Origin of the sequence: Streptomyces sp. DvalAA-14 (genome assembly GCF_900091855.1) — a bacterium.
In the GTDB taxonomy this organism is placed as follows: Bacteria; Actinomycetota; Actinomycetes; order Streptomycetales; family Streptomycetaceae; genus Actinacidiphila.
Genome location: NZ_FMCH01000104.1, coordinates 1 through 1173, shown reverse-complemented (window position 1 = coordinate 1173; position 1173 = coordinate 1). Strand labels below are relative to the sequence as shown.

2 pseudogenes are annotated in these 1173 nt (G+C 78.7%); both read right to left on the bottom strand.

What is annotated here, in order from left to right:
* Positions 1-642: pseudogene (locus tag GA0115240_RS04970) on the bottom strand (class I SAM-dependent methyltransferase); the annotation flags it as partial.
* Positions 639-1173 (bottom strand): annotated as a pseudogene (locus GA0115240_RS04965) (DUF2064 domain-containing protein); the annotation flags it as partial. The pseudogenes GA0115240_RS04970 and GA0115240_RS04965, both read right to left, overlap by 4 nt.

Genomic DNA, 1173 nt, shown 5'->3' with positions numbered 1-1173 from the left:
CCGGTGGCCGTCCAGCCCGCCGGGCCGGCGTGCCGGGCGAGGGCCAGCGGCCCCACCCGTGACCAGGGGAAGGGCGTCGCCGCGCAGGCCCGCGCCGTCGTCCAGCCGGACGCGGACTCTTTCGTCGAGGTCGTCGTCGGTGCCCGGCGGGGCCGTCTCCACGATCAGTGCGCCGGCCGGGTCGACGACTGCGGCCATCCGGGTGAGCAGCGCGGCCGGATCGCCGCCGATGCCGATGTTGCCGTCCATCAGCAGGGCGGTACGCCACCGGCCTTCGCGCGGCAGCGCCTCGAACACCGAGCGGACCAGGGCGCTGCCGCCGGCCTCGCGGGTCCGGCGCACCGCCTCCGCGCTGACGTCCACGCCGAGCGCCAAGCGGCCCCGCTCGGCCAGCGAGGCGACCAGGCGCCCCGGGCCGCAGCCGACATCCAGAACGGCGCCGCGGCACCGGTCCAGCACGGTCAGGTCGGCGGCGTCCGGCCGCGCGCACCAGCGTTCGACGTCCAGCGGCAGCAGCCAGCCGTCCGAACGGTGCAGGAAGAGGGGACCGCGGCCGGTACGCAGCGCCCGGGTGTACGGATCGGCGCTCCACCACTCCTGGCGCCGGCCGACGGGTACGGCCGGCGCCACCGGGACGCTCATCGCACGCCCACCGGGGTGAGCCGGGCCAGCGCGGCGGCGAACCGGCTGCCCGGCGCCTCGGCGGCCACCAGTTCCGCGTCCCGGGGAGTGTCCACATCCCGCAGCAGCGGCAGCTCACGGACGGTCAGGCCCGCCGCGACGAGCCGCTCCCGCTGCACCCGCCCGGTCCGCGGCGTGGACATCGGCACCCCCCGCAGCAGCGCGGGATCCGGCTCGGCCAGGCCCAGCGCCCAGAACCCGCCGTCGACGGCCGGCCCGAACCACGCCGACCGCCCGGGCCAGGCGCCCGGTTCCAGCGCGGGCCCCAGCAACTCGGGAGTCACCTGCGGGGTGTCCATACCGATGAGCAGCGCCGGGCCCCGGCACTGCCCGAAGGCGGCGGCCAGCCGCTCGTCGAGCCCGCCCCCCGCCTGCGGCACGACCTCGATCCCGGCCGGCACGCCGACGCCCCGGGCGCCCCCTCCAGCACCAGCACCCGCCGACTCGCCGGCGCCGCCAGGACCGCCGCCAACGTGTCGGCCAGCGCCGCCT